The sequence below is a fragment of the Loktanella sp. IMCC34160 genome (assembly GCF_004145845.1).
Lineage (GTDB): Bacteria > Pseudomonadota > Alphaproteobacteria > Rhodobacterales > Rhodobacteraceae > SELP01.
In genome coordinates, this window is record NZ_SELP01000003.1 from 186,350 (window position 1) to 208,076 (window position 21,727).

General features: G+C 63.3%; 23 protein-coding genes and 1 riboswitch. Of the genes, 17 read left to right on the forward strand and 6 right to left on the reverse strand.

All coding sequences use genetic code 11. The features are described 5' to 3' along the window. The first annotated feature begins 38 nt into the window (after window positions 1–38). Window positions 39–545 (forward strand): MarR family transcriptional regulator, encoded by a 507-nt coding sequence (locus EU803_RS09090; protein ID WP_129682002.1) that lies wholly within the window; start codon window positions 39–41, stop codon window positions 543–545. Next, window positions 542–1,243, forward strand: a complete 702-nt coding sequence (locus tag EU803_RS09095; RefSeq protein WP_129682004.1) for a response regulator — start codon at window positions 542–544, stop codon at window positions 1,241–1,243. The genes EU803_RS09090 and EU803_RS09095 overlap by 4 nt, the downstream gene beginning before the upstream one ends. A 9-nt stretch (window positions 1,244–1,252) precedes the next feature. Here EU803_RS09095 and EU803_RS09100 read toward each other — a convergent pair whose 3' ends face one another. After that, complete coding sequence (locus EU803_RS09100) at window positions 1,253–1,804, reverse strand: hypothetical protein (RefSeq protein ID WP_129682006.1); 552 nt, start codon at window positions 1,802–1,804, stop codon at window positions 1,253–1,255. A gap of 47 nt (window positions 1,805–1,851) precedes the next feature. Here EU803_RS09100 and EU803_RS09105 point away from each other — a divergent pair, with 47 nt between their 5' ends. The 5 genes from EU803_RS09105 to EU803_RS09125 are packed head-to-tail and all read left to right on the forward strand — an operon-like array spanning window position 1,852 to window position 6,447. Further along, window positions 1,852–2,778, forward strand: a complete 927-nt coding sequence (locus EU803_RS09105; RefSeq protein WP_129682008.1) for a histone deacetylase family protein — start codon at window positions 1,852–1,854, stop codon at window positions 2,776–2,778. Further along, entirely contained in the window at window positions 2,775–3,017 is a 243-nt protein-coding gene (locus EU803_RS09110; protein ID WP_129682010.1) for an exodeoxyribonuclease VII small subunit, read from the forward strand. Before EU803_RS09105 ends, EU803_RS09110 begins: the two co-directional genes overlap by 4 nt. A gap of 3 nt (window positions 3,018–3,020) precedes the next feature. Next, window positions 3,021–3,884 (forward strand): polyprenyl synthetase family protein, encoded by an 864-nt coding sequence (locus EU803_RS09115; RefSeq protein WP_129682012.1) that lies wholly within the window; start codon window positions 3,021–3,023, stop codon window positions 3,882–3,884. Beyond that, the gene (dxs, locus tag EU803_RS09120; RefSeq protein ID WP_129682014.1) at window positions 3,884–5,812 is read left to right on the forward strand and encodes a 1-deoxy-D-xylulose-5-phosphate synthase; all 1,929 of its coding nucleotides are present in this window, start codon (window positions 3,884–3,886) and stop codon (window positions 5,810–5,812) included. The genes EU803_RS09115 and dxs overlap by 1 nt, the downstream gene beginning before the upstream one ends. Continuing rightward, on the forward strand, window positions 5,809–6,447 hold the full coding sequence (locus EU803_RS09125; RefSeq protein ID WP_129682015.1) for a hypothetical protein: 639 nt from the start codon (window positions 5,809–5,811) through the stop codon (window positions 6,445–6,447). Before dxs ends, EU803_RS09125 begins: the two co-directional genes overlap by 4 nt. Here EU803_RS09125 and EU803_RS09130 read toward each other — a convergent pair. Beyond that, window positions 6,413–7,273, reverse strand: coding sequence for an SDR family oxidoreductase (locus EU803_RS09130; RefSeq protein WP_129682017.1), 861 nt, complete (start codon window positions 7,271–7,273; stop codon window positions 6,413–6,415). The two genes, EU803_RS09125 and EU803_RS09130, sit on opposite strands and share 35 nt — an antisense overlap. 64 nt (window positions 7,274–7,337) lie before the next feature. On the opposite strand from EU803_RS09130, the gene EU803_RS09135 reads away from it, so the two are divergent. Next, window positions 7,338–7,964, forward strand: a complete 627-nt coding sequence (locus EU803_RS09135) for a class I SAM-dependent methyltransferase (protein ID WP_129682019.1) — start codon at window positions 7,338–7,340, stop codon at window positions 7,962–7,964. Here EU803_RS09135 and EU803_RS09140 read toward each other — a convergent pair. Genes EU803_RS09140 through EU803_RS09150 form a run of 3 tightly spaced genes read right to left on the reverse strand, consistent with a single transcriptional unit; the run spans window position 7,961 to window position 11,910 of the window. Beyond that, window positions 7,961–8,743 carry a carnitinyl-CoA dehydratase gene (locus EU803_RS09140; protein ID WP_129682021.1) on the reverse strand — a complete coding sequence of 261 codons (783 nt, stop codon included), beginning with the start codon at window positions 8,741–8,743 and terminating at the stop codon, window positions 7,961–7,963. The two genes, EU803_RS09135 and EU803_RS09140, sit on opposite strands and share 4 nt — an antisense overlap. Beyond that, complete coding sequence (locus tag EU803_RS09145; RefSeq protein WP_129682023.1) at window positions 8,744–10,753, reverse strand: acetate--CoA ligase family protein; 2,010 nt, start codon at window positions 10,751–10,753, stop codon at window positions 8,744–8,746. After that, window positions 10,750–11,910 carry an acyl-CoA dehydrogenase family protein gene (locus tag EU803_RS09150; RefSeq protein ID WP_129682025.1) on the reverse strand — a complete coding sequence of 387 codons (1,161 nt, stop codon included), beginning with the start codon at window positions 11,908–11,910 and terminating at the stop codon, window positions 10,750–10,752. Before EU803_RS09150 ends, EU803_RS09145 begins: the two co-directional genes overlap by 4 nt. An 85-nt stretch (window positions 11,911–11,995) precedes the next feature. Here EU803_RS09150 and EU803_RS09155 point away from each other — a divergent pair, with 85 nt between their 5' ends. From EU803_RS09155 to EU803_RS09180, 6 genes are all read left to right on the forward strand, one after another. Then, complete coding sequence (locus EU803_RS09155; protein ID WP_242494325.1) at window positions 11,996–12,937, forward strand: GlxA family transcriptional regulator; 942 nt, start codon at window positions 11,996–11,998, stop codon at window positions 12,935–12,937. Between the two features lie 168 nt (window positions 12,938–13,105). Next, window positions 13,106–14,587, forward strand: coding sequence for an AMP nucleosidase (locus EU803_RS09160; RefSeq protein WP_129682029.1), 1,482 nt, complete (start codon window positions 13,106–13,108; stop codon window positions 14,585–14,587). 132 nt (window positions 14,588–14,719) lie between these two features. Next, on the forward strand, window positions 14,720–15,007 hold the full coding sequence (locus tag EU803_RS09165) for an HU family DNA-binding protein (RefSeq protein WP_129682031.1): 288 nt from the start codon (window positions 14,720–14,722) through the stop codon (window positions 15,005–15,007). 79 nt (window positions 15,008–15,086) lie between these two features. Further along, window positions 15,087–15,983 (forward strand): DMT family transporter, encoded by an 897-nt coding sequence (locus tag EU803_RS09170; protein ID WP_129682033.1) that lies wholly within the window; start codon window positions 15,087–15,089, stop codon window positions 15,981–15,983. 56 nt (window positions 15,984–16,039) lie between these two features. After that, window positions 16,040–16,753, forward strand: a complete 714-nt coding sequence (locus EU803_RS09175; protein WP_129682035.1) for a cytochrome c biogenesis CcdA family protein — start codon at window positions 16,040–16,042, stop codon at window positions 16,751–16,753. A 14-nt stretch (window positions 16,754–16,767) separates the two neighbouring features. Then, window positions 16,768–17,181, forward strand: coding sequence for a thioredoxin family protein (locus EU803_RS09180; RefSeq protein ID WP_129682037.1), 414 nt, complete (start codon window positions 16,768–16,770; stop codon window positions 17,179–17,181). On the opposite strand, the gene aroC is transcribed toward EU803_RS09180, so the two are convergent. Next, complete coding sequence (aroC, locus tag EU803_RS09185; RefSeq protein WP_129682039.1) at window positions 17,178–18,284, reverse strand: chorismate synthase; 1,107 nt, start codon at window positions 18,282–18,284, stop codon at window positions 17,178–17,180. The genes EU803_RS09180 and aroC overlap by 4 nt on opposite strands. Window positions 18,285–18,374: 90 nt before the next feature. Beyond that, window positions 18,375–18,471, forward strand: a riboswitch (TPP riboswitch). A gap of 40 nt (window positions 18,472–18,511) precedes the next feature. Between aroC and thiB the strand changes: the two genes are divergently transcribed. From thiB to EU803_RS09200, 3 genes are read left to right on the forward strand one after another with little or no spacing between them, the layout of a single operon-like run. Beyond that, entirely contained in the window at window positions 18,512–19,498 is a 987-nt protein-coding gene (gene thiB, locus EU803_RS09190; RefSeq protein ID WP_129682041.1) for a thiamine ABC transporter substrate binding subunit, read from the forward strand. A 5-nt stretch (window positions 19,499–19,503) separates the two neighbouring features. Continuing rightward, the gene (locus tag EU803_RS09195; RefSeq protein WP_242494326.1) at window positions 19,504–21,015 is read left to right on the forward strand and encodes a thiamine/thiamine pyrophosphate ABC transporter permease ThiP; all 1,512 of its coding nucleotides are present in this window, start codon (window positions 19,504–19,506) and stop codon (window positions 21,013–21,015) included. Further along, window positions 21,002–21,691, forward strand: coding sequence for an ATP-binding cassette domain-containing protein (locus tag EU803_RS09200; RefSeq protein WP_129682044.1), 690 nt, complete (start codon window positions 21,002–21,004; stop codon window positions 21,689–21,691). Before EU803_RS09195 ends, EU803_RS09200 begins: the two co-directional genes overlap by 14 nt. Window positions 21,692–21,727: the final 36 nt, after the last annotated feature.

Consider the following 21,727-nt stretch of genomic DNA (forward strand, 5'->3'; position numbering starts at 1 on the left):
CTGACTTATCCTGAGCCAATAAAACAAGGGAGACCGGGATGGTGGACAGCCAGGGTGGACAGGGGGGGCAGGCGCTTCTCTTCCTCACCGACGACCAGCTGCGCAAAGGCATCGAAGCGATGTTTTTTGCCTATCGCGGCTTTACCGCCGATCCTGACAGGATCCTTGAGGGCATGGCCTATGGCCGGGCCCATCACCGGGCCATCCATTTCATCAACCGCAGTCCGGGGACCACGGTCAATAACCTGTTGTCGATCCTTGGTGTTACAAAACAGTCGCTTAATCGTGTGTTGCGCAGCCTGATCGAGGACGGTCTGGTGGAATCCCGGGTTGGCAAGAAGGACAAGCGCGAACGCCATCTTTTTCTGACGGAAAAGGGCGCTCTGCTGGAGCGCGAATTGTCCGACGCCCAGCGCGAGCGGATGCGGGCCGCCTATCGGGCGGCAGGGCCAGACGCGGTTGCCGGTTTCCGGCAAGTGCTTGAGGCGATGATGGACGAAGACATGCGGCGCCACTACGCGACGCTGAAGGACAGGCAAGTATGAGTAATGATGATGCCCATCTGTTGATCGTCGATGACGATGAACGTATCCGCGGGTTGTTGCAGAAGTTCCTTGTCCGAAACGGGTTTCTGGTCAGTGCCGCGCGGGATGCCGCCCATGCCCGCCGCATCCTGTCGGGGCTGGAATTTGACCTGATCGTGCTGGACGTGATGATGCCGGGTGAGGATGGGATCAGCCTGTGCCGTGACCTGCGACAGCAGATCGGCACCCCGATCATGCTCTTGACGGCAAAAGGGGAAACCGCCGACCGAATTGCCGGGCTGGAGGCGGGCGCGGACGACTACCTTGCCAAGCCGTTTGAACCGAAAGAGTTGCTGCTGCGGATCAACGCGATCCTGCGGCGGGTTCCGGCGTCCGAGCCGACGATCGTGCGCCCCAAGGCCCTGACCCTTGGCCCGATCCGCTATGACATCGAACGTGGAGAGATGTGGCAGGGCGAGGATCTGGTGCGCCTGACCGCGACCGAGGCCCAGTTGATGCGCATTTTCTCGGCCCGTCCCGGCGAACCGATTTCGCGCGCCAAGCTAGTGGAAGAGCTGAACCGGTCCGGCGGGCAGACACAGGAACGGGCGGTCGACGTTCAGATCACCCGACTGCGCCGCAAGCTGGAACAGGACCCGAAACAGCCGCGATACCTGCAAACCGTGCGGGGCGCGGGATACATGCTTGCGCCTGATTAGAGCCTGTTTTTAAGAACAGTCGACAGGAAAGACCTTGTCGGTCTCTGCCCAGAGGGTGATCGGCAGGGTCGGGATTTCCGTGTCGATCCGATGGGTCCGCTCTGCCCCCTGCTGGATCGTTCCCGTCCCGGCTCGCAGGTCAAGGTCGCAAAACCCGAAGATCGTTGGATCATATTGATCCCACCAGACGAAACGGTAACCCGCCACCCGGTAGCTGCCGTCGGGGAAATCGATGGTCAGCGTGACGGTCCAGCGTGTCTGACCCTCGACATCGTGGAAAGAGGTGACCTGAACCCGCCCCTGCCCATCCAGCGCTAGGATCGGTGCCTGCGCGCCCTCGCCCGATGTGCCCAGCGCCGGGCCGGTCACATCCAGCCCCCCCGTCCCCGAAACCCGCAGATCGGTCGGCCCGGCGTCCTGCTCGATCAGGGTGAACACCTCGGCCCGCCCGTCACCATTCAGGTCATGCGACAGTTCGCGAAGCGGCGGGTCTTCCGCCGCCTCTTGGGCGACAGCAGCGCCGGTCAGCAGGGCGGCCAGGATCGACAGGATGATGCGCATCAATTCCCTCTCTTGTTCTTTGGTCAGGATTTCTGTTCCTTGGCGATATGACAACCGCTTTGATCACCCACCCCGACTGCGCAAGCCATATTACGCCGCCCGGCCACCCGGAACAGGTGGCGCGGCTGGACGCGATCCTGACTGCCCTTGAATCGCTGGACCTGTTGCGGGCTTCGGCCCCGATGGGGGCAGAGGCGGACGTGCTGCGCGCCCATCCGAAGGCCCATATCGACGCCCTGCGCGCCGCCGACCCCGATCAGGGGATCGTCCAGCTTGATCCCGACACATGGATGAGCCCCGGATCGCTTGCCGCAGCGTGGCGGGGCGTGGGCGCTGTTACCCGCGCGGTCGACATGGTTCTGGGCGGCGAGGTAACCAACGCCTATTGCGCCATTCGTCCGCCGGGCCATCACGCGGAAAAGGAAACCCCGATGGGGTTCTGCCTGTTTGGTAATGTCGCCATTGCCGCGAAGTACGCTCTGGACCATCACGGGCTGTCCCGCGTCGCCATCGTCGATTTCGACGTGCACCACGGCAACGGCACCCAAGACCTTGTGCAGGAAGACCCGCGCATCCTGTTCGTCTCGTCCCACCAGATGCCGCTTTATCCCGGCACGGGCGATCCGTCCGATACGGGCGACCATGACACGGTGCTGAATATCGCGCTGCGTGAAGGAACCGAGGGGCCGGAGTTTCGCCAGATCTACGAAACGCTGGTCTTCCCGAGGATCGAGGCCTTTGCGCCCGACCTGATCCTTGTGTCTGCCGGGTTTGACGCGCATCGGGCCGATCCGCTGGCAGGGATCAATCTGGAAACCGAGGACTTTGCCTGGGTCACCGGACGCATCTGCGATCTTGCCGAAAAACTCTGCGCCGGCCGCGTGGTATCTGCACAGGAAGGCGGCTATGATCTAGAGGCACTGGGGGCATCCGCCTTCGCCCATGTGAATGTTCTAAAGGAAAGAGGCCGATGACCGGGAAACCCGTGGAAGAGATGAGCTTTGAAGAGGCGATCCGCGAGCTTGAAACAGTTGTGGGCCAGCTTGAACGGGGCGATGTGGCGCTGGAGGATTCCATCGCGCTGTATGAACGGGGCGCAAAGCTGAAAGCCCGCTGCGACGCTAAGCTGAAAGAGGCCGAGGAAAAGGTCGCCAAGATCACCTTTGACGAAACCGGCGCACCGACGGGCACGACACCGCTGGACGCGGGCTGACCCATGCCCCTGAACGACGCCCTTGCCACGGCCCGCAGCATTGTCGAGGCCCGGATCACCGAGGCCCTGACCGGGGTCGACCTGCCGGTGGCAGAGGCGATGCGCTATGGGGCTCAAGGGGGTAAGGGGTTGCGCGGGTTTCTGGTGCTGGAAGGCGCGCGGATCCACGGGCAAGGGGAATCACAGGCCGCGCCGGCCGCCGCCGCGATCGAGGCGATCCACGCTTATAGCCTGATCCACGACGACCTGCCCTGCATGGATGACGATGACCTTCGCCGGGGGCAGCCGACCGTGCATCGCAAGTGGGACGAGGCGACGGCCGTTCTGGCGGGCGATGCCCTGCAATCGCTTGCCTTTGAACTGGTCCTGCAATCCGGGAACACCGCAACCGCCAAAGTCACCCTTGCCCGGACCCTTGCCCGCGCTGCCGGGGTGCGGGGCATGGTGGGGGGGCAGGCGCTCGATATTGCGGCGGAAACGGCGGAAAAACCGCTGAGTTTGGCAGAGATAGAGACACTTCAGGCCGAAAAGACCGGCGCCCTGATCGAATGGGCGGCGATGGCAGGCCCCTGGATGGCAGAGGCCGACCCTGCCCCGATGGGCCGCTATGGAAAGGCCATTGGTCTGGCGTTTCAGATCTGGGACGATGTGCTGGATGTGGAAGGGGACGCGGGCACTGTGGGCAAGGCCGTCGGCAAGGATGCCGAGGCTGGAAAGGCGACCTTCGTTTCGCTTCTGGGTCTGGATGAGGCCAAGCGCCGCGCCGCCAATCTGGTGACAGAGGCTTGCGATGCCCTATCTATCTATGGTGAAGACGCGCGACTGCTGCGGGACCTTGCCCGCTTCGTGATCGCCCGGGACAAGTGATGAGCCAGACACCGCATACCCCCCTGCTGGACACGGTCCGGACGCCCGCCGACATGAAGGGCCTGTCGGACGGGCAGCTGACCCAATTGGCAGGCGAATTGCGGGCCGAGACCATCAGTGCCGTGTCGGAAACCGGCGGGCACCTTGGCGCGGGTCTGGGTGTTGTGGAACTGACCGTTGCGCTTCATGCGGTGTTCGATGCCCCGAAGGACAAGATCATCTGGGACGTGTCCCACCAATGCTATCCGCACAAGATCCTGACCGGGCGGCGCGACCGTATCCGCACCCTGCGCCAGAAGGACGGGCTGTCGGGGTTCACGAAGCGGTCTGAATCCCCCTATGACCCTTTCGGCGCGGCGCATAGCTCTACCTCGATCAGCGCGGCGCTTGGGTTTGCCGTGGCCCGTGATCTGGGCGGCACGACCGACGAAGGGCTGGGTGACGCGATTGCGGTGATCGGTGACGGCGCGATGAGCGCGGGCATGGCATTCGAGGCGATGAACAACGCGGGCCACCTGAAAAAGCGCCTGTTTGTCATCCTGAACGACAACGAGATGTCGATTGCCGAGCCTGTCGGCGCGCTGTCGTCGTACCTCTCGCGGCTTTATGCGGGCGAACCGTTTCAGGAATTGAAGGCCGCCGCCAAAGGCGCGGTCAGCCTGCTTCCGGAACCGTTCCGCGAAGGGGCCAAACGGGCCAAGGACATGCTGAAACACATGACCGTGGGTGGCACCCTGTTTGAAGAATTAGGGTTTTCCTACGTCGGCCCAATTGATGGGCACGATATGGAACAGCTTTTGTCGGTCCTGCGCACGGTCAAGGCCCGCGCGACCGGCCCGGTCCTGATCCATGCGGTCACGAAAAAGGGCAAAGGCTATGCCCCGGCAGAGACTGCCCGCGACAAGGGCCATGCCACGGCCAAGTTCGACGTCATGACCGGCAAGCAGGCCAAGGCGAAATCGAACGCCCCCAGCTATACCAGCGTCTTTGCGGAAACCCTGGTGGCCGAGGCGGCAAAAGACCCGAAGATTTGCGCCGTGACCGCCGCCATGCCCGATGGCACCGGCCTTGACCGATTCATGGAACGCTATGCCAGCCGCTGTTTTGACGTGGGCATTGCCGAACAGCACGCCGTCACGTTCAGCGCGGGCCTTGCCGCCGGGGGGCTGCGCCCCTTCTGCGCGCTGTATTCGACCTTTCTTCAGCGTGGCTACGATCAGGTCGTGCACGACGTGGCGATCCAGCGTCTGCCGGTCCGCTTTCCGATCGACCGCGCGGGTCTGGTCGGGGCCGATGGCGCGACCCACGCGGGCAGTTTCGACATTGCCTTCCTTGCCAACCTGCCAGGCTTTGTCGTGATGGCGGCCGCGGATGAGGCGGAACTTGTGCGCATGGTTGTCACCGCCGCCCGCCACGATGACGGTCCGATCGCCTTCCGGTTCCCGCGTGGCGAGGGGGTCGGGGTGGAGATCCCGACCGATGCCCAACCGTTGGAGATCGGCAAAGGCCGGATCATTCAGGAGGGCAAGGGCGTCGCGCTTTTGTCCTTTGGCACCCGGCTTCAGGAAACCATGAAGGCCGCCGAGGCCCTCTCTGCGCGCGGTATCACCCCCACCGTCGCCGATGCCCGCTTTGCCAAACCGCTTGACCGGGACCTGATCCTTGATCTTGCCGACCGGCACGAGGCGCTGATCACGATTGAAGAGGGCGCGGTTGGCGGCTTTGGCAGCCATGTGGCCCAGCTTTTGTCGGATGAAGGCCGGTTCGACCACGGGCTGAAGTTCCGCAGCATGGTCCTGCCCGATATCTTCATCGATCAGGCCAGCCCGGCGCAAATGTACGAGGTTGCCGCGCTGGACGCGGAGTCCATCGAAAAGCGGGTTCTGGATGTGCTTGGCATCTCCAGCATCTCGACCAAACGCGCATGACGTTGGGCCGGGCCTTCCAGATCGCCGCTTTCGTCATCGCGGTCGGGTATTGCCTGCGGATGGTGTTTTTCAGCGAATATACCCAGTTCGCCGGCCCATTCCGGTTCTTTACGGTCTGGGGGTTGTTCCTTGCGACGATTGCCCATGGCCTGACCGTCTTTTCCCGTGATCCGGCCCGTTGGGACGGGTTCATCGGCGCGGCATCGGTTCAGAACGCGATGGTTGTTCTGCTCTATTGGCGGCTGTACTTCGCGGACCCGGCCTCTGTCACCGCCAATGGCCAACTCGGTGTTTGGTGGCTGGAGTTTTACCTGCACGCAGTCGGGCCGCATTTCCTGTGGATCAACGCCCTGTTCGTCTATCGCGGGTTCCGGCGGCCCCTGCGCAGTATCGGGTGGATGGTCGGTATCGTGACGGCCTATATCGCCTGGGCGGAACTTCTGGTCCAACGCTTCGCGACAGAGCCGTCGGGCACCGTGACGAACGGCCTGCCCTACCCCTTCCTGAACAATCTTGAGTTTGCCGGCCGGGCGAGTTTCTACGGGATGAACTTCGTGGTGGCGCTGGTCTTCGTTGCCGGGTTCGCCCTGATCGCCGCCCTTATTCGCCGGTCTCTTCCGCAAGCAAGGCCCTGAGGCCCGCACGGTAATCCGGGTAGCGCAGGGTGACGCCCAGCTCGTCCTTGATCCGGTCGTTCCTGACCCGTTTCGATTCGGCGTAGAAGCTGCGGGCCATGGGCGACATTTCGACCATGTCGAAATCCTCTGCCGGTGGCAGCGGCAGACCCAGCAATTCGGCCGCGTAGCCGATCACCTCTTCCGGCGGGGCGGGATCGTCGTCGCAGACGTTGTAGATCGCGCCGGGGTTCGGCCGCTGCATCGAGGCGTGCAGAACCTGCGCGATATCGTCCACATGGGTCCGGCTGAACACCTGCCCCGGCTTGATGATCCTGCGCGCCGTCCCCTGCCGGACCTTGGCAAAGGGTCCGCGGCCCGGACCATAGATGCCCGCCAGCCGGAAGATGTGCAGGGGCAGGTCGGGAATGGCGGCCCAGGCGGCTTCCGCCTCCATCCGCGCCCGTCCACGTTCCGTTGTCGGGGACAAGGGCGTGGTCTCATCGACCCAGCCGCCCTGATGGTCACCATAGACGCCGGTGGTGGACAGGTAGCCAACCCAGCGCAACCTGTCGGCGCGGGCCGCAATCTCGTCCCGCAGTTCTGCCAGAACCGGGTCGCCCTCGGGACCGGGGGCGGCCGAGATCAGGATATGGGTCGCGGCATCCAGCGCCGGATCCATGTTTGCGCCCGGCCAAAGGCGCGGCTCCACCCCCTGCGCCAACAGGGTCCCGATTCTGTCGTCCGATCTGGTCGTGCCAATGACCCGCCAGCCCTCTGGACCCAGAAGGTTGGCAAGCGCCGAGGCGGCGTAGCCGTGGCCGAAGGAAAGAAGCGTTCCAATCATACGCCTGACATGGCCCGGCTGATCGGAAGTTGCAAGAATGCGTTGGATCGGCCAGCATTGTTCCATGACCCAGAAACCCGGACTCGACGGCGCCTATGCGCTGCAATCGAAGGACGACAATCGCAGGCTCTACGCTGATTGGGCAGAGACCTACGACAGCGATTTCGTCGACGCGATGGACTATCGGCTGCCGTTCGAGGTGGCCCGGCAGTTTGCCGCAGTCGGGGGCGAGGGGCCGGTTCTGGATATCGGCGCGGGCACGGGGGCGGTGGCCCTGCATCTGTCCAAGCTGGGCGTCGGGCCGGTTGATGGCACCGATATTTCCGCCGAGATGCTGGAGATCGCGCGCGGAAAAGGGCTCTATTCCCGGCTGTTCACCGGCGACGTGACGGACCGGCTGGACGTTGCCGACGCGGCCTATCGCGGCGTGCTCAGCGCGGGCACCTTTACCCTTGGCCATGTCGGCCCCGAAGCGATTGACGAATTGCTGCGCGTGCTTGCGCCGGGCGGGGTCATGGTGATTTCAGTCAACGCGCGCCATTGGGACAGCAGCAGCTTTGCAGCGAAACTAGAGTCTATCAAGGCCAAGATCGACGATTTGGCCATGCCAGAGGTCGCGATCTACGGGCCAGGCGCGACCGGGGAACACGCCACGGACCTGGCCCTGATCGTCACCTTTCGAAAGCGCTAGCGCCCCTTCCAGACCGGATCCCGCTTTTCAGCAAAGGCCTTTGCCCCCTCAAGCTGATCGTCCGAGGAATAGAGCACGTCGACAGACCGAAGCTGCCGTTTGGTGATCCGGTTCATTGCGTCCTGAAACTTGGAATCTTCCGCGTCGCGCACGATTTCCTTGATCGCCGCGTAAACCAGTGGCGGACCAGAGGCGAGCAGGCGTGCCATGTCCCAGGCCTGTTCCATCAGATCGGCGGCGGGAACGATCCGGTTCACGATGCCCCGGCGATGCGCCTCTTCCGCATCGAACCAGCGCCCGGTCAGCAAAAGCTCCATCGCGATGTGGTAGGGTATCCGCTTGGGCAGCTTCACGCTGGCCGCGTCTGCGACCGTGCCGGACCGGATCTCTGGCAAGGCAAAGCTCGCATGATCGGCGGCAAGGATGATGTCGGCAGAGAGCGCCAGTTCCAGACCACCGCCGCAGCAAATGCCGTTGACGGCGGCGATCACGGGCTTGTTCATGTCCCGCAGTTCCTGCAACCCACCAAAGCCGCCAACGCCATAGTCGCCGTCGACCGCATCGCCATCAGCGGCGGCCTTCAGATCCCAGCCGGGGCAAAAGAACTTCTCGCCCCCACCGGTCAGGATCGCGACCCGCAGGTCCGGGTCATCGCGGAAATCGCGGAACACCTCGCCCATGATCCGGCTGGTCTTGAGGTCGATGGCATTTGCCTTGGGGCGGTCCAGCGTCACCTCGAGGATTGCGCCGTCCCGGCGCGTCTTGATCGGCTGTATCATTCAGGCCCTCCGGATAAGTGCGTCGGCGGCAATCGCCGCGGTCTGCGTGCAAATGAGCGGGTTCACCTCAACCTCTTCGACCCGGTCGGCATTGGCAAGGACATAGGCCTGAACCGCCATGACAGCGTCGATGATCTTGAGCACATCGGCGGCGGCAGCGCCCCGGTATCCCCCGAGGATCTTGCGGTATTTGAGCTTTGATAGTGTCTGTTCAATTGCATCACGACTGGCCGGGATGAGCACCGACGCGCTGTCTTCAAGAAGTTCCGTCAGGACACCACCAGCCCCCAACGTCAGGACGAAACCATGGGCGGGATCGCGAACGACGCCCACCAAAAGTTCGGCAACCGTTCCGGTGATCATTTCTTCGATCAGCAGATCTTCGGTTGGCATTCGGCCCGCCGCCTCGATCAGGTCGTCGGGGCTGGTCAGGCCAAGGACGACCCCGCCCGCGTCGGATTTGTGGGCGAGGCCAACGGCCTTGAGGACGACGGGATAGGACAGTCCCCCGGCAACATCCGCGATACCCCCGCGTGTCGTCGGGATGGCCTTTGGGCAGGGCAGACCAAACGCGGCCAACTCGGCTTTTGCCTGCGCCTCGGTCACCGTCTGCGCCTGCCGCTCCGCCCCGGGCAAGAGAAGTTCCGCGGCGTCCGGCATCTGCGCTTGGGCGGCGTCCGCAGCGGCAAGCGCCTCTCTCAGCCCGCTGAAGGGGATGACCCCGCCGGCGATCAGCGTTTGCGCCACGTCTTCGGGCATCAGTTCCGGCAAGGTGGCGACCATGCCGACCCGTCCGCCGGTCGACGCGCGTGTCCGGATCGCGGCCTCGACCACGTGGTCCCAGTCAGACGGGTCGCATCGGTCGGAGCGCGGGAAGTCCACGATCAGAAGGGTCAGATCAAGGTTCGGATCGACCATGGCCGAAAAGGCCCGGGTCATCGCTTCGACATCACGCCAGATATAAGTGTGATAATCCAGAGGGTTGGCAAGGGCGACTCGGGGCCCCAACGCATCGAAAAGGTCCGAGGTTTGCCGCGGGTTCAGGGGTGGAAAGACCAAGGACGTGGACAAGGCCATATCGGCGGCAAGGCTTGCCTCGCCCCCCGAACAGCTGATCGTCGCGATGCGGTTCCCCGTCAGCGGTCCCCCGACATGCAGCAGCTTCAGCGTTTCCAGCAGGACAGGCAATTCATCGACCCGCGCAAAGCCAAGCCGATCCAGAAGCGCCTGCGCACCGGCATCCTCGCCGGCCAGCGACGCGGTATGCGAGACGGTCGCCGCCTGCGCCTCGGCCGATCTGCCGACCTTGAGCACGACAATCGGGACGTTCCGCGCCTGCGCCTTCTGCGCCAGGGCCTGCCACGCGGGAAGATCGCCGAACCCTTCGATATGCAGCCCAATTGCTGTCACGCGCGGATCGTCCAGAAGCCCGGCGGCGATTTCTGCCTGTGTCGTCTGGGCCTGATTGCCGCAGGTCACCACATAGGCGATGGGCAACCCCCGGTTCTGCATGGTCAGGTTGATGGCGATGTTCGATGACTGGGTCAGGATGGCGACACCGCTTTCGACGCGGGTGCAACCATGCTGGTCCGGCCAGAGGAGCGCACCGTCCACCGCGTTGATCATCCCGTAGCAATTCGGTCCAAGGATCGGCATGTCCCCCGCCGCGGCAAGCAGCGCCGCGTTCCGCTCTGACCCATCCCCGACCTCGGCAAAGCCGCTGGCAAAGCAGACAGCGCCCCCTGCCCCCATCGCGGAAAGCTGTCCGACCGCGTCGATCGTGGCGTCCCGGTTGATCCCGACAAAGGCGGCGTCGGGGGCCTGCTGAAGGTCATTCAGGCTTGTATAGACCCTGTTTTTGCCAATTTCACCACCCTTGGGATGAACCGGCCAGACCAGCCCGTCATAGCCCGCCTTGTCGAGTTGTTCGAGAACGGAGCGGCACCAAGCACCGCCCCCGATCACGGCGACCGATGCCGGCCGCAGCAGCCGCGACAGATCCCGCATCATGCCCCCAGCGCACGCAGCATTTCGCGGCTGATGATGTGGCGCTGAATCTCGGACGTTCCATCCCAGATCCGTTCGACACGCGCATCGCGCCAGAACCTTTCCAGCGGGTAATCATCCATCAGGCCCATGCCGCCATGAACCTGAATCGCGGCGTCCGTGACCCGGCCCAGCATTTCAGAGGCGTAAAGCTTGGCCGATGCAATCTCGCGGTTCGCGGGCAGCCCTTTGTCGAGCCGGTCGGCGGCGGCGAGGGTCAGCAGATCGGCCGCGTCGATCTCGGTGATCATATCGGCAAGCTGAAAGCTGACGCCCTGGAATTTGCCGATCTTCTGGCCGAACTGTTCGCGGGTCGCGGCGTAATCCAGCGCATAATCGAAGACGCGGCGGGCGCGGCCAACGCTCATCGTGGCGACGGTGATCCGGGTTGCATAAAGCCAGGTGTTCATCACCTCGAACCCGCCATCGACCTCGCCCAGAACCTGCGCGTCGGGCAGGCGGCAATCGTCGAATTCAAGGATCATGTTCTTGTAGCCGCGATGGCTGACCGATTTATACCCGTCGCGGATGGTGAACCCGGGCGTCCCGCGATCCACGAGGAAGGCGGTGATCCGTTTCTTCGGACCTTTCGGGGTCTGGTCTTCGCCGGTGGCGATGAAGACGATGATGAAATCGGCATGATCGGCGCCCGAGATGAAATGCTTGGTCCCGTTCACGACCCAATCGCCGCCGTCACGGCGGGCGGCACATTTCATGCCGCGCACGTCTGACCCCGCACCGGGTTCCGTCATGGCCAGCGCGTCCATCCGCTCGCCGCGGACCGCTGGCATCAGGTAGCGTTCGACCTGTTCGCCCTCGCACGCCATCAGGATATTCTGCGGCCGCCCAAAGAAATGGTTGAGCGCCATCGACCCCCGGCCAAGCTCGCGTTCAACCAGTGCGAATTCAAGATGATTGAGGCCCGCACAGCCGACGGATTCAGGGAAATTGCAGGCATAGAACCCAAGTTCGATTGTCTTGCGCTTGATCTCTTGCGCGATCTCCTCGGGGACTTCGCCGGTTCGTTCCACAAGATCTTCGTGTGGATAGATTTCCTTTTCAACGAAACTGCGGACGGTCGCCGCGATCATTTCCTGTTCTTCGTTCAGCCCATATTGCATGGCGGTCCCCTGTCTGATTGGCCGGAACTTTAGGGGGGTTGATCCGGGTATTCGTGCAAGATTAGTGTTTTTCATGCGAAGTTGGATGAATACAAACGCCGCGCCGCAGCGCATAGGGCTTCTGCTCTTTGACGATTTCTCGATGCATTGCCTCGCCAACACGGTAGAGCCCTTTCGGGCTGCCAATACCCTGTCCGGTCGCGAGCTTTACGTTTGGTCGTTCCTGTCGCTGGATGGGCAATCGGTGACGTCGTCAAGCGGGTTGGAGGTCAGGGTCCATGGCGCCCTGACGGATGCTGGTGGCGATGTGCTGTTCATTTTGCCCAGCTATCGGTTTCGCGATCACGCGAACAATCACACCGCACGGGCCCTGCGCAGTGCAACACGGCGGTTTCCGACCCTCGCGGGTCTGGATACGGGAAGCTGGCTGATGGCGGCGGCGGGGTTGCTGGACGGCTATCGCGCAACGATCCATTGGGAGGAGTTGGGCGCATTCTCCGAGACCTTCCCAGAGGTTGAGGCAACCCGTGCGCGTCATGTCATCGACAAAGACAGGATCACATGCGGCGGTGCGTTGGCCGCCTTCGATCTTGTCCTCGAACTGATCGAAGACCGGCACGGTGCAGCGCTACGGCTCGAGGTGGCGACGCTGTTCATGTCACCACAGGCGACCGGGCCGCAGGCCACGCCGACAGCCCGATCGCGCAGCGTCGCGCGCGCGATTGCCCTGATGCAGGAAAACCTTGAAGCGCCGCTTCGGTTGCCGGATCTGGCGCGCCGGATCGGGCGGCCGCTGCGCGATCTTGAAAAACGGATGCAGGCAGCGGTCGGCGCGCCACCGCAAACCGTCTATCGTCGGCTGCGCCTGATCGAAGCCCGCAAGATCATCCTTGAAACCGAACTGGCCATATCAGAGGTCGCCCTGCGCACAGGATATGAAGACCCCAGCGCGCTGACCCGGGCCTTTCGACAAGAGTTCGGCGTCACACCGCGCCAGCTGCGCTCGGGCAAAGATGCAGCAATGTAGTGTCTATTCAGGCCTAATCGCCTATGTTTCACACTTGGCGATCCCGCTTGCGACCGGATTGGTTTCAGTGTCACACTCGGCCCCACAAACGAATGATAATGATCCGAAGCAGCCCGCAGTATGTTGGGCCATGATTTTGGGCAATTGCAGGCGCGACGAGGTGCACAGATGAACGATCAAAACCCGGTCACGGTTCTTTCGCCGGATTATCCTGCGTCCGAGGCATTTTCAGATCCGGCTGCCGCCGTCGCCCGGCTGCACGAACTGTACGATCTTTCAACCAGCTTTCTGCGGGAGAACTTTTCGCGCATTCTGGCGGAAGGCGCACCGGCGGCCCGCTACCGCGCGGTCTATCCTGAGGTCCGGATCGCCACCTCAAGCTTTGCAACGATCGACAGCCGCCTGTCGTTCGGCCACGTGGCCGAGCCGGGAACCTATGCGGCAACCATCACCCGGCCCGATCTGTTTGCCCAATACCTCGAACAGCAGATCGGCCTTCTGATCAAGAACCACGGCGTTTCCGTCTGGGTCGGTCCGTCGGCAACACCCATGCCCGTTCATTTCGCGATGTCGGGGGATTCAACCATCACCGTCCCGCAGGAGGGCGCAACGGACTTTACCCTGCGCGATGTCTTTGACGTGCCGGACCTGTCCACGACCCATGATGACATCGTCAACGGCTATGGGTTCACCTATGCCGATGGGGCGCGGCCACTTGCGCCCTTCACGGCGCAGCGGGTCGACTATTCGCTTGCGCGGCTGTCCCACTATACCGCGACGCGGGCCGAGCATTTCCAGAACCACGTGCTGTTCACCAACTACCAGTTCTATGTCGAGGAATTCGAAAGCTATGCCCGGCATATGCTGGCCAGTGAAGGCAGCGGCTATACCGCCTTTGTCGGCCCCGGCAATATCGAGATCACCGATGCGGACACGCCGATGCCGGTGCCGGAAAAACTGCCGCAGATGCCCACCTATCACCTGAAACGGAAAGGCGGCGGCGGGATCACTTTGGTCAATATCGGGGTCGGGCCATCCAACGCAAAAACCGCGACCGACCATATTGCCGTGCTGCGGCCCCATGCCTGGCTGATGGTCGGGCACTGTGCGGGCCTGCGGAATTCGCAGCGGCTGGGCGATTTCGTGCTGGCCCACGGCTATCTGCGGGAAGACCACGTTTTGGATGACGATCTTCCCGTTTGGGTGCCGATCCCGGCACTGGCGGAAATCCAGATCGCCCTTGAAACCGCCGTGGCCAAGGTGACCGAGCTGGAGGGATACGAGCTCAAGCGGATCATGCGGACGGGGACGGTGGCCACCATCGACAACCGCAACTGGGAACTGCGCGACCAGTCCGGCCCGGTTCAGCGCCTGTCCCAATCGCGGGCCATTGCGCTGGATATGGAAAGCGCCACGATCGCGGCAAACGGGTTCCGGTTCCGGGTTCCCTATGGGACGCTTCTCTGTGTCTCGGACAAACCGCTTCATGGCGAATTGAAACTGCCCGGCATGGCCTCGGACTTTTACAAGACGCAGGTCGCCCGGCACCTGATGATTGGCATCCATGCAATGGAGACGCTGCGCGAGATGCCGCTGGAACGAATCCACAGCCGGAAATTGCGTAGCTTTGAAGAGACCGCCTTCTTGTGACGGTAGGAAATCGACCAAAATGGGCGATTTCTTCTTGCAAATGCACACAATTCGTTGTGGTGATGCACAACATACCGTTAAATAACGCCACATGAGGCCCAGAACTCGGGCAGATAAAGGGAGACCACGAAGATGGCAAAACCGATGACCAAAGCGCAACTCGTTGCCGCTCTCGCCGATGAAACCGGCACCGACAAGAAATCCGCCGGGGCTGCCCTGGACGCGCTGACCGCGATCATTTCCCGCGAAGTGACCGGCGGTGGTGCCGTGACCCTGCCCGGCGTCGGCAAGATCTATTGCCGCGAGCGCCCCGAGCGCATGGTCCGCAACCCCGCCACCGGCGAGCAGATCAAGAAAGAAGCCGACAAGGTCGTGAAGATGACCATCGCCAAGGCGCTGAAGGACAGCGTGAACGGCTAAGGCTTTCGGGTTTACACCCGATGGGTTTTTCGAAAGGGTCGCCTCACTGGCGGCCCTTTCTGATTTTACGGAGACACCAATGGACCTGCGCGCAATCGGGATGGGGCTTGCCTTTGCCCTGATGTGGTCTTCGGCCTTCACCTCGGCACGGGTCATCGTCGAATTCGCCCCGCCGATGACGGCCCTCGCCCTTCGCTTCCTGATTTCCGGGGTGATCGGCGTCGCGCTCGCCTATGCGCTGGGTCAGTCGGCGCGTCTCAGCCGGGCGCAGTGGAAGGCGACGTTCCTATTCGGGCTGTGCCAGAACGCGCTGTACCTTGGCCTGAATTTCGTCGCCATGCAGTGGATCGAGGCGTCGCTTGCCGCGATCATCGCCTCGACCATGCCGCTGGTTGTGGCCCTGGCCGGTTGGCTGGTGTTCCGCGAAAAGCTGGCCCCGCTGGCCATGGCGGGCCTGTTGGCCGGGGTCGTCGGGGTGACACTTATCATGGGGGCAAGGTTCTCGGGCGGGGTCGACCTCTTGGGGGTCGCCCTCTGCGGAATTGGCGTGCTGTCGCTTGCCATCGCGACGCTGGCCGTGCGCGGCGCGTCATCGGGCGGCAACGTCCTGATGATTGTCGGGCTTCAGATGCTGATCGGCAGCGCGATCCTCTGGCTACCCGCGCTGACGCTGGAAAGCTTTGATATCACATGGAATTGGCAGCTTATCGTCGCCTTTGCCTATACGACGCTGGTTCCGGGCCTTTTGGCGACATGGGTCTGGTTCGTTCTGGTCGGGCGGATCGGCGCGGTCCGGGCGGCAACCTTTCACTTCCTCAACCCGTTTTTTGGGGTCGCCATCGCGGCGGCGCTTCTGGGGGAAAGCCTTGGCCTGATCGATGTGATCGGCGTTGCGATCATCGCGGCGGGCATTCTGGCGGTCCAATTGTCACGGGTGCAGTCCCGCGCCGCTGCAACGAATCCCACGAAAGCTTGATCCCGCGTCAGGGCTTTGCACGCTGACACGGGCCGGTTCTGCGGCAATGATGCAGCATGGACCTGATCCTTGGATATCTTGCGGGGCTTCTGACCCTGATCAACCCCTGCGTTCTGCCGGTATTGCCGATTGTTCTGGGAACGGCATTGCAGGCGAGCCGCTGGGGGCCGCTTGCCCTAGCTGCCGGTATGTCAGCGTCTTTCGTTGTGGTCGGCATGATGGTCGCCGTCTTCGGCCGGGCACTGGGCATTGATGAAGAGACGATTGCGGCGGCTGGGGCTGTCGCCATGATCCTGTTTGGCATTGTCCTTCTTGTTCCCCGGTTTTCGACCCGATTTGCGCTGGCAACCTCGGGCCTTTCCGCCAATGCAGACACTGGTTTTGACCGGATCGACCGTGGATCGGTGAAAGGTCAATTCCTGGGGGGCGCCCTGCTGGGCGCGGTCTGGGTGCCCTGTGTGGGTCCGACGCTTGGGGGCGCGATTGCCCTTGCCTCCGCCGGGCAGAACCTTGGCTGGGCCGCCGCGACCATGGCCAGCTTTGCCCTTGGCATTTCCACGGTCATCGTGCTGCTCGGCTATGGTGCGCAAAAGGCAATCCTTGCCCGCCGCGACAGGCTTCGGTCTTTCGCCACCTCTGCCCGCCCGCTGATGGGCGCTGTCTTCATCCTCACCGGCCTTGCCATCCTTCTCGGGTGGTTCCGCATGGCCGAAATCTGGCTTCTTGATACCCTACCCTATTGGCTACAGGACCTGTCGGTCCGCTTCTGAACAGGAGACATTCCATGAATCGCAGAACCCTGATGATTGCCGCCGCCGCCGCTGCAATCCTTCCTCTTTCGCTCAAGGCAGAGTCCATTCCTTACACGCCGGGCCTCGTGGATGACCGGCTGGCTGCGGGCGAAACCGTCTTCGTGGATTTCTATGCGCCGTGGTGTTCCACCTGCCGGGCGCAAAGCCGGGTCATCGACCGTCTGAAATCGGAAAACCCGGCCTACGAGGAGAACATCACCTTCGTTCAGGTCGATTGGGATACCTACAAGGACGAGGAACTGTCGCGGCGGCTGGAAATTCCGCGCCGGTCCACGCTTGTCGTGCTGCAAGGGAACATGCAGCTGGGCCGGATTGTCGCCGGAACCGCCGAGGCGGACATCAAGGCGCTGTTGGACGCGGCCCTTGCCGCCGCAAGCGGGGCCTAGCCGATCTGACCGCGAATGCCGCCGGTCTGACCGCGATCCAGCAGCAGGTGGTCAAGGATTACACAGGCCATCATCGCCTCACCCACCGGGACGGCACGGATGCCGACGCAGGGATCGTGCCGCCCCTTGGTGATCACCTCGGTCGGGCTGCCGTCGATACGGATTGATTTGCGCGGCGAGAGGATGGAGGACGTCGGCTTGACCGCGAAGCGGCAGACAATGTCTTGCCCGCTGCTGATCCCGCCAAGGATGCCGCCCGCATGGTTGGAGGAATAGACCGGCTGCCCATCGTTGCCCATGTAGATCTCGTCGGCGTTCTCGCGTCCTGTCAGCCGGGCCGCGGCCATACCTTCACCAATTTCGACGCCCTTGACGGCGTTGATCGACATCATCGCGGCGGCAATATCAGTGTCTAACTTGGCATAAATCGGGGCGCCCAGCCCGGCGGGCACGCCACGGGCAACCACCTCTATCATCGCCCCGACAGAGTTGTGATCGTCCTTGCGCAGCCATTGCAGGTAGTCTTCCCACTCCTGCACCGCGCCCGCGTCAGGGCACCAGAAATCGTTCTGGTCGATGGCGTTCCAGTCGAACCGGTTCCGGTCGATGGTCTTTTCCCCCATCTGCACCATGTAACCCTTGATCTCGACCTGCGGGGCCAGCTTTGACAGCGCCTGCCGCGCCACGCCTGCGGCGGCGACCCGCGCCGCCGTTTCCCGGGCCGAAGACCGCCCGCCACCGCGATAATCGCGCAGCCCGTATTTCTGGTGATAGGTGATGTCGGCATGTCCGGGGCGGAAGGTCGCGGCGATATCGCCATAATCCTTCGACCGCTGGTCGGTGTTGCGGATCATCAGCTGGATCGGCGTCCCGGTGGTCTGCCCTTCGAAAACACCCGACAGGATTTCCACCTGGTCCGGTTCCTGCCGCTGGGTGGTGTTCTTGTTCTGGCCCGGTCGGCGTTTGTCCAACCACGGCTGAATATCCGCCTCGGTCAGCGGCACGCCCGGCGGGCAGCCGTCGACGGTCGCGCCAAGGGCAGGACCGTGGCTTTCGCCCCAGGTTGTCACGCGAAACAGATGTCCGAAGGTGTTCAGGCTCATGGCGGGCTCCTTTGCCTGATCCGTCTAGCGGCGGGTCGCGGATGGCTCAAGTGCTTTCCCTTGCCATTTCCACGACATCGCCCTAGGTTCCGCCCTACCTCGGGGTGCCAGATGGCTGAGACGCGAATGCGGACCCGTTGAACCTGAACCGGTTAGAACCGGCGGAGGGAAGGTAGTGAGATCATCCTCAATGCCCCCATCCGTCCGGCGCATGAAAGGATGACACGATGAAAACCAGACATCTGATCCAAAGCGCGGGACTGTCCCTTTTGGCCTCTGCGGCCATGGCGGATACCCCCGTGTTGACGGTCTATACCTACGACAGTTTTAGCAGCGAATGGGGCCCCGGCCCCGCGGTCGAGGCGGCCTTTGAGGAGACCTGCGGCTGCGACCTGCAATTCGTCGGGACCGGCGATGGGGCCGCCCTTCTGTCGCGTCTGCGGTTGGAAGGCACCCGGACCGAGGCCGACATCGTTCTCGGCCTGGATACCAGCCTGCTGGCCGCCGCCACCGACTCGGGCCTTTTCGCGCCGCATTCGGTCGAGGCGGATTATGACCTGCCGATCGACTGGACCGACGAAACCTTCGTTCCCTTCGATTGGGGCTGGTTTGCCTTTGTCGGGAACGCGGGTGCAGAGGCCCCGACCTCCCTGCGCGCGCTTGCCGATAGTGACCTCAAGATCGTGATTCAGGATCCCCGGTCATCCACGCCGGGCCTTGGCCTTTTGATGTGGGTGAAGGCCGCCTATGGCGAGGAAGCCGCGACGCTTTGGTCTGATCTGGCGGACAATATCGTCACGGTCACCCCCGGCTGGTCCGAAGCCTATGGCATGTTCCTTGAGGGCGAGGCGGATGCGGTTCTGTCCTACACGACCTCGCCCGCTTACCACCTGATCGCCGAAGAGGACGGCTCCAAAGTCGCCTGGCCGTTTGCCGAGGGCCATTACATGCAGATCGAAGTGGCCGCCAAGCTTGCCGGCACTGATCAGCCGGAACTCGCGGACCAATTCCTCGCGTTCATCGTGTCCGACGGGTTCCAGTCGGTGATCCCCACAACGAACTGGATGTATCCAGCCAAGGTCCCCGCCGAAGGGCTTCCCCAAGGGTTCGAGACCCTGATTCAGCCTGAACAGAGCCTGCTTTTCGAGGCGACTGAGGCAGAGGCCCTCCGCGCCGAAGCGATAGAAGAATGGCGCGCGGCGCTGTCTCAATAATCACGATGCGGCGGACGGGCACCCTCTATGCGGTGCTCGTCCTTGCTATCGTCCTGTTACCGGTCCTCGCCGTGCTTCGGGCGGGGTCCGTCAACCTGACATTCGGGGCGGCGGATTGGGCAGCCTTGCGGTTCACCATTCTGCAAGCCGCCCTGTCGACCATGTTCAGCGTCGTTCTTGCGATCCCGGTGGCACGGGCCTTGGCGCGGCGGCGGTTTGTCGGTCGCGGTGCCCTGATCACGCTTCTTGGAGCGCCATTCATCCTTCCCGTCGTCGTGGCGGTGACGGGGTTGCTGGCCGTCTTCGGGCGCAACGGGCTGGTCAACTCAATGCTGGATTGGTTCGGCCTGCCGATCGTGTCCATCTATGGCCTGTGGGGCGTGGTGCTGGCCCATGTGTTCTTCAACCTCCCGCTGGCAGTGCGGCTGTTGCTGCAAGGCTGGGCGCTGATCCCGGCAGAGCGGTTTCGCCTTGCCGCTTCCATGAACCTGCCTGTCTGGCACCTTTTGGAATGGCCGATGCTTCGGGCGGCCGTGCCGGGCGCGGGCGCGGTTGTCTTCCTGATTTGCCTGACCAGTTTTGCGGTCGCATTGACCCTTGGCGGCGGGCCCGGCGCAACAACCCTCGAGGTTGCGATTTATCAGGCGGTTCGGTTCGATTTCGATCTTGGGCGCGCCGCAGTTCTTGCCATCGTTCAGCTATTGGTTGGATTGACCGCTGCGCTGGCGGCGTGGCGCTTTGCGATCAACGGGGCACTGGGGGGCGGCCTGGACAGGGTGGTGGCCCGGTGGGACACCGCGCAGCTGCGGACGCGGGTGGCCGATGGTTTCTGGTTATGCCTTGTCGGGCTGCTGTTGGTACTGCCGCTTGCAATGGTGGTGCTGCGGGGTCTTCCGGCCCTTGGCGATCTGCCGGCTGCCGTCTGGCCAGCGATGGGCCGGTCGGTGCTGGTGGCGTTTTGCGCGGCGGCGATTTCGGTCGGGTTGGGCCTGTTCATCGCCCTGCGGGGCGGTTGGCCCGCCACCTTTGCCGGGGCCGCGCCGCTTGCGGTTTCGGGCATGGTTCTGGGGACCGGGCTGTTTCTGCTTCTGTTTCCGGTAGTCAGCCCGGCCACCGCCGCCCTGCCCGTCACCGCCCTGCTGAACGCGCTGGTGGGCCTGCCCTTTGCCCTGCGGGCGCTGGGGCCTGCAATCGCGACGGCAGAGGCCGCCCACGGCCGGCTGGCCGATGAACTGGGGCTGACCGGCTTTGCCCGTATGCGGTGGCTGATCCTGCCGCGGATTCGCCCGGCGTTGGGGTTTTCCGCAGGTCTTGCCGCGGCGTTTTCCATTGGCGACCTTGGGGTGATTACCCTGTTCGCAACGGAGGCCGGTCAAACGCTGCCGCTGATGATGTACCGCCTGATGGGCGCCTACCGGATGGAGGAGGCGGCCGGTGTCGCTTTCCTGCTTCTGGGGCTAAGCCTTGGCCTGTTCTGGCTTTTCGACAAGGGAGGGCGGATCAATGCTGAGGCTTGAGGGGCTGAGAGTAGAGCAGGGAAGCTTTGCCATCGGGGCGCACTGGCCTGAACAGGCCCCGGGTATCATCGCGCTGATCGGGCCGTCTGGCGCCGGAAAATCGACACTGATATCGGCCATCGGGGGGTTCCTGCCCGCTACGGCGGGCCGAATTCTTTGGAACGGGCAGGACATCACCGGGCTTGCCCCGGGGCAGCGGCCAACGGCGACCCTGTTCCAGGACAACAACCTGTTTCCCCACCTGACCATTGCGCAGAACATCGCGCTTGCCCTGCGGAGGCGCGGCATGTCCACTGCCGACCAGAAAGCGCGGATAGCGGAGGGTCTTGCCCAGGTCGATCTGGCTGGGCTTGGCGACCGGAAGCCTGCGCAATTGTCAGGCGGCCAGCAAAGCCGCGCGGCCCTCGCCCGCGTGCTGTTGCAGGACCGGCCCGTTGTTCTGCTAGATGAACCCTTTGCCGCCCTAGGACCGGCCCTGAAGGCTGAAATGCTGGATCTCGTGAAGCGGGTATTGTCGGACCGGCTTGTCCTGATGATCACGCATGATCCGCAGGACGCGGCCCGTATCGCCGACCGGGTGTCGGTTGTCGCGGATGGCGAGGCGACCAGCCCGGAACCCACTCAGGGCATTCTGCAAAACCCGCCGGACAGCCTGCGCGCCTATCTGGGGCAGTAACGGAAAAGGCCCGCCAAACTGGCGGGCCTTTCGAAT

What these genes read in the sequence shown, in the direction of transcription:
- EU803_RS09090 (WP_129682002.1), top strand. Translation starts at nt 39, where the DNA reads ATGGTGGACAGCCAGGGTGGACAGGGGGGGCAGGCGCTTCTCTTCCTC.
- EU803_RS09095 (WP_129682004.1), top strand. Translation starts at nt 542, where the DNA reads ATGAGTAATGATGATGCCCATCTGTTGATCGTCGATGACGATGAACGT.
- EU803_RS09100 (WP_129682006.1), bottom strand. Translation starts at nt 1,804, where the DNA reads ATGCGCATCATCCTGTCGATCCTGGCCGCCCTGCTGACCGGCGCTGCT.
- EU803_RS09105 (WP_129682008.1), top strand. Translation starts at nt 1,852, where the DNA reads ATGACAACCGCTTTGATCACCCACCCCGACTGCGCAAGCCATATTACG.
- EU803_RS09110 (WP_129682010.1), top strand. Translation starts at nt 2,775, where the DNA reads ATGACCGGGAAACCCGTGGAAGAGATGAGCTTTGAAGAGGCGATCCGC.
- EU803_RS09115 (WP_129682012.1), top strand. Translation starts at nt 3,021, where the DNA reads ATGCCCCTGAACGACGCCCTTGCCACGGCCCGCAGCATTGTCGAGGCC.
- dxs (WP_129682014.1), top strand. Translation starts at nt 3,884, where the DNA reads ATGAGCCAGACACCGCATACCCCCCTGCTGGACACGGTCCGGACGCCC.
- EU803_RS09125 (WP_129682015.1), top strand. Translation starts at nt 5,809, where the DNA reads ATGACGTTGGGCCGGGCCTTCCAGATCGCCGCTTTCGTCATCGCGGTC.
- EU803_RS09130 (WP_129682017.1), bottom strand. Translation starts at nt 7,273, where the DNA reads ATGATTGGAACGCTTCTTTCCTTCGGCCACGGCTACGCCGCCTCGGCG.
- EU803_RS09135 (WP_129682019.1), top strand. Translation starts at nt 7,338, where the DNA reads ATGACCCAGAAACCCGGACTCGACGGCGCCTATGCGCTGCAATCGAAG.
- EU803_RS09140 (WP_129682021.1), bottom strand. Translation starts at nt 8,743, where the DNA reads ATGATACAGCCGATCAAGACGCGCCGGGACGGCGCAATCCTCGAGGTG.
- EU803_RS09145 (WP_129682023.1), bottom strand. Translation starts at nt 10,753, where the DNA reads ATGATGCGGGATCTGTCGCGGCTGCTGCGGCCGGCATCGGTCGCCGTG.
- EU803_RS09150 (WP_129682025.1), bottom strand. Translation starts at nt 11,910, where the DNA reads ATGCAATATGGGCTGAACGAAGAACAGGAAATGATCGCGGCGACCGTC.
- EU803_RS09155 (WP_242494325.1), top strand. Translation starts at nt 11,996, where the DNA reads ATGAATACAAACGCCGCGCCGCAGCGCATAGGGCTTCTGCTCTTTGAC.
- EU803_RS09160 (WP_129682029.1), top strand. Translation starts at nt 13,106, where the DNA reads ATGAACGATCAAAACCCGGTCACGGTTCTTTCGCCGGATTATCCTGCG.
- EU803_RS09165 (WP_129682031.1), top strand. Translation starts at nt 14,720, where the DNA reads ATGGCAAAACCGATGACCAAAGCGCAACTCGTTGCCGCTCTCGCCGAT.
- EU803_RS09170 (WP_129682033.1), top strand. Translation starts at nt 15,087, where the DNA reads ATGGACCTGCGCGCAATCGGGATGGGGCTTGCCTTTGCCCTGATGTGG.
- EU803_RS09175 (WP_129682035.1), top strand. Translation starts at nt 16,040, where the DNA reads ATGGACCTGATCCTTGGATATCTTGCGGGGCTTCTGACCCTGATCAAC.
- EU803_RS09180 (WP_129682037.1), top strand. Translation starts at nt 16,768, where the DNA reads ATGAATCGCAGAACCCTGATGATTGCCGCCGCCGCCGCTGCAATCCTT.
- aroC (WP_129682039.1), bottom strand. Translation starts at nt 18,284, where the DNA reads ATGAGCCTGAACACCTTCGGACATCTGTTTCGCGTGACAACCTGGGGC.
- thiB (WP_129682041.1), top strand. Translation starts at nt 18,512, where the DNA reads ATGAAAACCAGACATCTGATCCAAAGCGCGGGACTGTCCCTTTTGGCC.
- EU803_RS09195 (WP_242494326.1), top strand. Translation starts at nt 19,504, where the DNA reads ATGCGGCGGACGGGCACCCTCTATGCGGTGCTCGTCCTTGCTATCGTC.
- EU803_RS09200 (WP_129682044.1), top strand. Translation starts at nt 21,002, where the DNA reads ATGCTGAGGCTTGAGGGGCTGAGAGTAGAGCAGGGAAGCTTTGCCATC.